At 40.8% G+C, this 8,293-nt stretch carries 11 protein-coding genes and 1 pseudogene; 9 read left to right on the forward strand and 3 right to left on the reverse strand.

The annotated features are described in order from the left end of the window. The first annotated feature begins 121 nt into the window (after positions 1-121). From APB76_RS16370 to APB76_RS16385, 4 genes are all read left to right on the forward strand, one after another. Positions 122-793, forward strand: coding sequence for a hypothetical protein (locus tag APB76_RS16370; RefSeq protein WP_157633210.1), 672 nt, complete (start codon positions 122-124; stop codon positions 791-793). Between the two features lie 122 nt (positions 794-915). Further along, entirely contained in the window at positions 916-1,305 is a 390-nt protein-coding gene (locus APB76_RS16375; protein WP_054963625.1) for a hypothetical protein, read from the forward strand. Between the two features lie 167 nt (positions 1,306-1,472). After that, a complete protein-coding gene (locus tag APB76_RS16380) occupies positions 1,473-2,066 on the forward strand; it encodes a TrmH family RNA methyltransferase (RefSeq protein ID WP_064429713.1) in 594 nt (197 codons plus the stop codon). 161 nt (positions 2,067-2,227) lie between these two features. Continuing rightward, positions 2,228-2,698 carry an RDD family protein gene (locus APB76_RS16385; RefSeq protein WP_054963626.1) on the forward strand — a complete coding sequence of 157 codons (471 nt, stop codon included), beginning with the start codon at positions 2,228-2,230 and terminating at the stop codon, positions 2,696-2,698. 1,594 nt (positions 2,699-4,292) lie between these two features. Here the strand turns inward: APB76_RS16385 and APB76_RS16390 are convergent. Both APB76_RS16390 and APB76_RS16395 read right to left on the reverse strand, forming a co-directional pair. Continuing rightward, a complete protein-coding gene (locus tag APB76_RS16390; RefSeq protein WP_049843922.1) occupies positions 4,293-4,592 on the reverse strand; it encodes a type II toxin-antitoxin system RelE/ParE family toxin in 300 nt (99 codons plus the stop codon). A gap of 8 nt (positions 4,593-4,600) precedes the next feature. Then, complete coding sequence (locus tag APB76_RS16395; RefSeq protein WP_049843923.1) at positions 4,601-4,843, reverse strand: type II toxin-antitoxin system Phd/YefM family antitoxin; 243 nt, start codon at positions 4,841-4,843, stop codon at positions 4,601-4,603. A gap of 234 nt (positions 4,844-5,077) precedes the next feature. On the opposite strand from APB76_RS16395, the gene APB76_RS16400 reads away from it, so the two are divergent. The 3 genes from APB76_RS16400 to APB76_RS16410 all read left to right on the forward strand — a co-directional run bounded on the left by APB76_RS16400 (position 5,078) and on the right by APB76_RS16410 (position 7,267). After that, positions 5,078-5,449: a phosphopantetheine-binding protein gene (locus tag APB76_RS16400; protein ID WP_049843924.1), complete on the forward strand. Its 372-nt coding sequence runs from the start codon at positions 5,078-5,080 to the stop codon at positions 5,447-5,449. 321 nt (positions 5,450-5,770) lie between these two features. After that, a complete protein-coding gene (locus APB76_RS16405) occupies positions 5,771-6,541 on the forward strand; it encodes a substrate-binding periplasmic protein (protein ID WP_157633211.1) in 771 nt (256 codons plus the stop codon). Between the two features lie 219 nt (positions 6,542-6,760). After that, on the forward strand, positions 6,761-7,267 hold the full coding sequence (locus APB76_RS16410) for a DUF3087 domain-containing protein (protein WP_054963631.1): 507 nt from the start codon (positions 6,761-6,763) through the stop codon (positions 7,265-7,267). A gap of 68 nt (positions 7,268-7,335) precedes the next feature. Here APB76_RS16410 and APB76_RS16415 read toward each other — a convergent pair. After that, positions 7,336-7,599: pseudogene (locus tag APB76_RS16415) on the reverse strand (carboxypeptidase M32); the annotation flags it as partial. A gap of 112 nt (positions 7,600-7,711) precedes the next feature. On the opposite strand from APB76_RS16415, the gene APB76_RS16420 reads away from it, so the two are divergent. Further along, positions 7,712-7,954 (forward strand): hypothetical protein, encoded by a 243-nt coding sequence (locus tag APB76_RS16420; RefSeq protein WP_054963628.1) that lies wholly within the window; start codon positions 7,712-7,714, stop codon positions 7,952-7,954. An 8-nt stretch (positions 7,955-7,962) separates the two neighbouring features. After that, positions 7,963-8,223: a hypothetical protein gene (locus APB76_RS16425; protein WP_054963629.1), complete on the forward strand. Its 261-nt coding sequence runs from the start codon at positions 7,963-7,965 to the stop codon at positions 8,221-8,223. Positions 8,224-8,293: the final 70 nt, after the last annotated feature.

An 8,293-nucleotide genomic window follows, 5' to 3' on the forward strand; every position in this document is an offset into this window, starting at 1 on the left:
CTAACAATCTGCTTAAGACGGACTGCCAACGCGGGGCAATTTTAGTTCAAGTCGGGTATAGTGTTTACGGTGGTTTGGTTGAGTGCAGTGGCCGCGTTGTCAGCCACTTAGTCAGGCACCGATGAAAAATTTTATATTAACTATATTACTTGTGATGTTACCAATGGGATTATTTGCTAAGGAAAGTAAAGAGCAGAAGTTTTGGAAGTGGTTTGTTAAAAACGAAACTACTATTTTCGAATTTGAAAAAAATCAGGAGAAAGTTTTAGGTCAATTATCATCTAATTTAACTTCGTATCAGGATGATGTTACTTATGAAATATCTCATATTAAGGATGGTAAACGAGAATTTGTCATAAGTGCTGATGGTATTGCTGATGCGTTTCCTTACGTAGAATCATTAGTCAAAAGTGCTCCTGCACTTAAGCTTTTCTCTGTTATTGCATTTCGCCCAAGAATAGATGGTTATGAAAGGTTCAAATTAGAGTACGCTGGCAGAGAGTTTGACGTTTCAAAAGTTTGGGTGTATTCCCGTGTAGAAGATGGCTTCTTTGATTTAATCGTTTACCACCCTGATTTCAATGAGCAGGAATCTAATATATTTATCTCAGGCTCATATATATTGCTAGATATGGCTCTAGGCGAATATGATGTTGTAAAGAATATTCGCTATATTGATCATCAAAAGCTACCTGATAACCCAGTAGAGCTAGGGCTAAAACCTTTTGCAGATCTCAGAAAAGTATTTGATGAGTATAAAATGGCTAACAAGCCGCTAAAGCAGGACTCGTAATAGTTGGCTGGGTTCCGCTTCGCTTCACATTTTAGCCAACTATTACTCGCCTTAGAAATATTGCAAAATATCATGCTGTGCGCAAGGACGTACATTGAACTTAATATATATAGGATAAAGTAATGAGAATAGTAGCAGTGTTCATAGTTTTAATAGCACTCTTAGGTTGTCAAAGTACAGACACAGCGCAAAGGGTAAAAAGCCCTGCTATGAAACAACTGCTTGCTCCTAAAAGCCAAGAAATAGAAGCTCATAGCCTGTCAAATTATATCAATCGAGCAGCAGAGCTAGCTTCAAAGAAAGGGTATCAACATTTTGCGCTGGTCTCTAAGTTGAATAGTAAACATAAGCAAACGATATGGGTCTATCTATATAATAATGATGAAGATCTTCAATCTTTCTATCAAAAAGCCCGAAATGATAGCAAGCTAAACTTGATAGACACTTTCAGTACTGAAGAAAGTAAAGGTCGTCGATATCTAGATGTAGACTCCATCCCAGGACTTGCTTAGTTTGTTCTAAAAGCAATATACATAACAAACTGCTTAAGACGGACTGCCAACGCTCGGCGAATTTACTTCAAAGTTTGCTCTGTGTTTACGGTGGTTTGTTTACTTGTTGTGGTATGCTGTCAGCCACTTAGCAGGGCGTTAGGTCTATTAGGTTAATAGAGAAAAAGATGGAAAGTTCAAAGAGTTCAGTTCGCCAAAGAGCTGATGAAATTAAAGAGTATCAGTGCAAAAACTTAGTTGCGGTGTTAGAAAACCCAATGGATGTGAAAAACATTGGCTCCGTAATTAGAAATGCCAATGCTCTAGGTGTCGAAAAAATTTATGTTGTAGACAGTCGAAAATCGTTACCCGATGATTGGGAAGAAATAAGAGAACGAAAATCTCTTTCTAAAATATCAGTTTCCGCATCGAAATGGACTTTCGTAAAGCGCTTTGATACCACAGAAGAGTGCTTAGAGCACCTTGAAAAAAATAGGTTTACATCGCTGGTTACATCCCCCCATATCAAAGGAAAGGCCAACTTTGTTTTACATGAAGCTGATTACACTCAAACTAGACTTGCGGTTTGGTTTGGAAATGAAGCTCGTGGCGTAAGTGATCTAGTGGTAGAGAGAAGTGAAGCCTGTATATTAATACCAATGTTTGGCATGATCGAAAGTCTGAATCTTGCAACTACGACAGGAATCGTTCTTTACGAGGTTACAAAGCAGCGTAGAGAATACCAAGCCAAGCATAAGCGCGCCATTCGAAAAAAGACCTAAAAATCTGCTTAAGACGGACTGCCAACGCTCGGCGAATTTATTTCAAAGTTTGCTCTGTGTTTACGGTGGCTTATTTACGTTTTGTGGTATGTTGTCAGCCACTTAGCAGGGCGTTAGGCGGTTATCAGCTATTCAGCCCATATTAAAAAATAGGAAAAGTAATGGAATATAGTAATCAGTTTGAATATGCAGGTTTTTGGGTAAGATTTGGAGCGGCTTTAATAGATACAATTTTATTTCTTATGTTGACCATGCCACTACTATATTGGATATATGGTAATTACTACTTCGAATCTGAAAGCTTTATTCTTGGTGGCTGGGACCTTTTACTTAATTGGGTGTTTCCATTCATAGCGACAGTACTATTTTGGGTATATCGCTCAGCGACACCTGGTAAAATTGCGTTAAAGTTGAAAGTTGTGGATGCGAAAACTGGTGAAGCACTTTCAACGAGTAAATCGATTCTTAGGTATGTCGCATATTACGTTAGTACCATTCCTCTGTGTTTGGGTTTTATCTGGGTAGCTTTCAACGGTAAAAAACAAGGTTGGCACGACATGATAGCCAATACAGTTGTAATTCGACCTAAAGATCGTGGTGTCGAGGCTGTAGACTTCGAAAAACGCGCCTAACAAGCTGCTTAAGACGGACTGCCAACGCTCGGCGAATTTACTTCAAAGTTTGCTTTGTGATTACAGTGGCTTGTTTGCGTTTTGTGGTATGTTGTCAGCCACTTAGCAGGGCGTTAGCTAGTGTTTAAAGAAACTAAGGGCTTATGTGCTCAGAGTACGGTGCTCTAGCTTCACACCTGATAGTCCCAAGGAGCAAACTATCTCGCCAGTGGCACTGTTCGCTAAGTGGTTGAATCAACCAAGTCTGCTTACTGTAGTGGTGTGTTTGTCTAGTCCTTTGGCGTGGCTTCGAGGGTGCTGAAACTTTGCCACAGCCAAATCAGCTTCGTGTACTGGGCTGTTAGTTTCTTCGAAAGCATTCTCTGCCAAGCAAGTTTAATCAATTGTGTTTTGGTTCGCGAGCTGCCTAATGTACATTGTCATTCGAAACCAATACGGCATTTCAAGTAGGCACTTTGGCGGAAAACTCAACCTTCTTCGTAGCAGCTAACAAACTGCTCAAGGCGGACTATCAACGCTCGGCAATTTTGGTTCTAGTCTGGTAAAGTGTTTACGGCGGTTAGTTTAAGTATCGTGATATGCGTTGCTAGCCACTTAGCAGGGCGTTAGTTGGCAATAGTTTCTTGGTTTTAGGTACGGGTTCTGTGTGCGTTGTTTACATTCGTTCTCCGAGCTACGGCAAGCGGAAATTTCACAGCTATTTAATTGGTTTGGTGACTAGCTTGCCTTTCTAGTTTTGTGTCTGGTTTGAAGAACGGGCGTATTAGGTTTGCTGGTTTCAGTGCCTCTTGCATGCAATGGACTACCGTAGCTTTTAGTTTGCCTTTGCAAAAGGAGCTTTGGATGTTTAAGTTGTCCAGTCTACTAATTTAGGGCCCTCGCTGATTCTACTGTGGAAAATGGAAACTTCAGTGCGTGCTAGCCAACTAACAATCTGCTTAAGACGGACTGCCAACGCGGGGCAATTTTAGTTCAAGTCGGGTATAGTGTTTACGGTGGTTTGGTTAAGTGCGGTGGTCGCGTTGCCAGCCACTTAGCAGGGCGCTATAACTATGCCGCAATTTAGCATATGTCTTTGTAATGGTAAGCAACTTGTGGTTATCCTCGTGTTAAATTAGCTATTGAACTTTAAATGGAGAGAATAGCTAAAATGGTCAGTTGTCCATGTTGCAAAGAAAAATCAATATCAATTTTTGAAAAATCTAAAACGCGACCTTCAGACAAAAACAAATGTAGCGAGTGTGGTGGTTGTTGGAGTACCGTTCCTTACTTTCATTACTCCATTTACTTTTTTATTTCATTTACAATTGGAGCGTTGACTAACTATGCCGGGATGAACGTAATAGGGGCCGCCATCACTGGCGTATTTGTGGGTTTTGTAGCGTTGCTCTTACAACCAGTTAGGAAGGTAAAAGCATAGTCATAACAAGCATTTAAGACGGATTCCCAACGTGAGGCATTTTGAGTTTGCTTCAATTTCGGTGTTTACGGCACAATACTTTAGGTTCTGTGGTCTGCGTTGCTCACCACTTAATAGGGCGTTAGTTTACCAATCAGGCTCCGCACCCTAACTGTGATTGTTAGGGTGTGAATATTATTTCAAATGATTCTGAGGCAGTTGCGATTGACCAAGAACGGCAACGATCAGAATAAAACCGTCTTCTTTGGTAAAGTAGGCAGTGTGCTTACCAACAGGGAAATAGAAGCCACCTGGGTACAACTCATCACAGTTTCTTCCAACTGCTGGATTGTCAGCAAGCATTTGAAAAGCGGCTAGTAGGTTGTCTCTGTAGCTATTCCATTGGAATTCGGAAAAGTTTGTAACGGTATAGCTTTTAATTTTACGTAAATGGCTTTGTGCTAATTTGCTCACCTTATATTTATTCGTTTGCATACTTTAGGTTACAGACTCTTCAAGAATGTTTCGCCATCAACTGTATTACCTTGTGCTAGGTCTTCTTTTGCTGCCTCAAAGCAATGCTTAATGTAATCAGCTTTCATGGCTTCGAGTTCTTCGTAGTCCTGAATGGACATAACAACGACAGCATCTTTGCTGTTTTTGCTGATTTTAACAGGCTCTCGTTGAGCACTAAGAAGTAGTTCGCCAAAATTACGTTTAGCGTCATTTGCTGTTAATGTATGCATGCTAAAGCTCCAAACTTGAGTTACTAGTAAGAGTATAATTGTTTGTGCGAAATGTTCAATTTAATTAAATCGTGCGATTTGTGTAAAAGTTAAACTAACAAGCTACTTAAGACGGACTATCAACGCTCGGCGAATTTAGTTCTAGTCTGTTACAGTGTTTATGGTGGCTAGGTTTAGTATAGTGGTTTGCGTTGCTCACACCTTAACAGGGCGTTAGGTATCAAAGAGGAAAACATGAAATATCTCAAACTTGTGTTGTATTCAGTGTTAGCAATTACGTACTCAAACTTCGTTTGGGCTAATAGCTGTGATGCAATAGACGATAAAGTATTAGATGTAATGGCTAAGACTCTCGATGTTCGTGTGGATGAAATTGCTATTGATAAGACATTCTATGCTCAAAACTTTGACACTGATGTTTTAGACCTAATAACTGTAGTTGTTGATATGGAAGAAGCTATAGGGGTTGAGCTTAAAGACGAAGATGTAGTCGATCCGGTAGTTTATTTTGATGAAGAAGAGTTTGAGCCAAAAATTAAAGACAAAGTAACGGTCCGAGAGTTTCAAGAGACAGTTCACAAAGCCTGTGTTAACTCTTTGCGCTAGTTTTCGAAATGCCTAACAAGAGACTATGGCGTCAATAGTTAATTTTTGGCGCTATTGTTATCCCACATTACGCCGTCTCTGAGCATTGAATTTAAGTTCAGCACCACTTTTCTCATTTAAGCATAAAAATGGCTGCTCTTACTATTAATCTTAAAAGACTACTTATCAGAATCTTACCGGTTAGCAGCATTAGGCTTAAACAAACGCAAGCGCACAGAATTCGGAATAACTGTAGACCCCAAATGAATTGGTAACAGCCAACGCATATCGCATGACCAGTGGACTTCAACTATGCTCTCTACTAGGAGTAAGGAGAGGTAAATGACGAAGTTAACTTCCATGCTTGCGTTTATTTCTGTTGTTATGTGCAGTGAAGCTACTGGCTCGGATAGAATTCAGACTATCAAAGTAGTGAGTGAAGAATGGCAGGGTTACACCAATAGTGATGGTACAGGCTTATATTGGGAGATTGTGACTGCGGTTTTTAGTTCAGCCGGTATTCAAGTTGAGCTTAGTACTACGCCTTGGAAGCGCGCTAAGCAGCAAGTTAAAAGGCAAGTCGCGGATGCTTACGTTGGAGATTATTATTACCCCGAAGGGCACATAGGCTTTCTATATCCAAGCTGGCATATCAGCATTGAAGAAGATGTCGTTGTGAGGTTTAGAAAAGGTACTCTTGATTGGGAGAATCGTCGATACGGTTCCTTGCATGAAAAGAAAATTGCCTGGGTTAGGGGGTACGATTTTGACCAAGGCTTTCTAGAAGGTGTGCGCTTGATAAAGGTGGAAATCGATAGTGTAGAGCAGGGAGTTACGCTACTTGAAAAAGGAAGAGTTGATGCGTTGGTAGATTATGACTCGGCTTTATCCATGCACGCACCATCGACTAGCACATCACAGTTTGTGACTGCAGTTACCAAAAAAGGAGAGAAACTCTTCGTGGTTTTTTCTGACTCAGAAAACTCGAACTCCTTAGCCGCAATCTTTGATATAGAAATGGAAAAGCTTGTGAAAAATGGAACCATAGCTGAGTTATATGAAAAATATGGTATTAACTTTGAACCCTACCAATCGTCAATCCAAAAACGTTAAGCGGTCATATCATCGATTCTTGGCTCTGTATCGTTTCTGTTTAGGCATCGTTAGATGCCGACAAATCCGAGCGAGTAGGGAATCTCCATCACTCCAAAAGATGACTGCCCTTACAATTAATCTGCGTATGTGTTTATTAATAATCAAGCGCGATGTGTATAATCATTGGCTCAATTAAGACTATTGATGACTTTAGTCGGCTCAAACAATGGACTATTCATGCAGTTACAGAAAATCGACAAGCAGCTATACCGTTCTCGTTTGAATATCGTTGTTGTCGCGTGTATTGCGGCTTTGGCGGCATTTAGTTTGGCAATCTCTCAAACGCTGATTTACCTATTTCCAGTAGAGCAAGGTTCTCATTTTCACTGGAACTTACTTGGAGTCATCGTCAGTGCAATTGGGGTAGTGGTTACATTAATAAAGCTAAAACCGCACCCTAAAATGCGTGAAGTGGCGTATGTTTGGGATCTTAAGCATGCATTAAACTTGATCCATCGTAAGAATCGAGCACTGCAAGCGGCGGCAGAAGATGGAAATGTTGATGCGATGCTTGCCCTTCAATTTAGCTACGAGGGGTCTCGACAGCTTTGGCAACTCGATGATAATACCATCACAATGGACAGTTTAAATGCTGCTCAATCGAAACTCGATCAATTGGGTCAAGACTACGGTGTTAAGCTGGATATCTCTGATTATCATGCAGGACTTTTGAAGTCTTTTTGACAAGCAAACGACCGCTATATAACGGTTTGACTGCCTGAAAGAATGCGTCAGTCAAACCGTTTACACAATTAGCTTAAGTATCTTGCCTTCAAGTGCTCTTGGAAGAACTTAGCGTTAAGAGTTTCACCAGTCGCTTGCTTCACCAAATCATCTGTTGATAGCAAACTACCCTTACTCCAAATCTTATCTTCAAGCCAAGTGAAAATAGGGGATAGGTCACCACTGCGAATTGCGCTGTCTACATCTACCGTTTGTTTCATAGCAGCCATAAACTGGGCAGCGTACATCGCGCCTAAGGTATATGAAGGGAAGTAACCAAATGCACCGTCTGTCTAATGTAACCAATTGAACTGTTCTAGTCTTTCATATACAAATTCACGATAAGCACTTGGTTTTGTATAAATTATCCCCATATCTAATAAGGATAACCATTCTGGAGGACGTATGAATAAGAAGAAAACATCTAAAAAAGTTGCTTCTAAAGCGGCTCAAGCACTATCAGACCCTAACGCATCAAAAATCAAAAAGTCTTTAGCTGCTAGTGCTATGGCTCAAGCTGACAAGTCGAAGCAGACGGGTAAAGACATGGAACAGAAAGCCTCGGCAGTTCTCCAGAGTGACAAGTACAGTGACGAAACCAAAGAGTTCGCTGCTTCTGTGCTGTCTCAATCGAATAAAGACCGTTAGGAGGCTGTATGACACTTTGTAGAAATGAACATCGTCATTACCCTGAATTTGAAGCTCTTCCACTAGACCAAGGCGGAGCAGGGCGTCACAAGTGCTGTGGATGCGCTTATGAGCGTGGTTACGCTTTAGGCTTAGAAAGAGAAGAGCTATTGAATATCGATATTGATTCTCTACCTGTGAGTCAGGCGGGCACTGTTAGGCATAAGAGCCCTCATGCTGCATTTGCAAGAGGGTATCAGGACGGCGTTCACGCATCGTATAATCAATAGAAAAAGGGAGCCAATTGGCTAATGCCAGTCAGTTAAGCTGACTGGCTTTTTTCTTATTAGGGTATTTTTT

Source organism: Vibrio bivalvicida (assembly GCF_001399455.2).
Taxonomy (GTDB): Bacteria; Pseudomonadota; Gammaproteobacteria; order Enterobacterales; family Vibrionaceae; genus Vibrio; species Vibrio bivalvicida.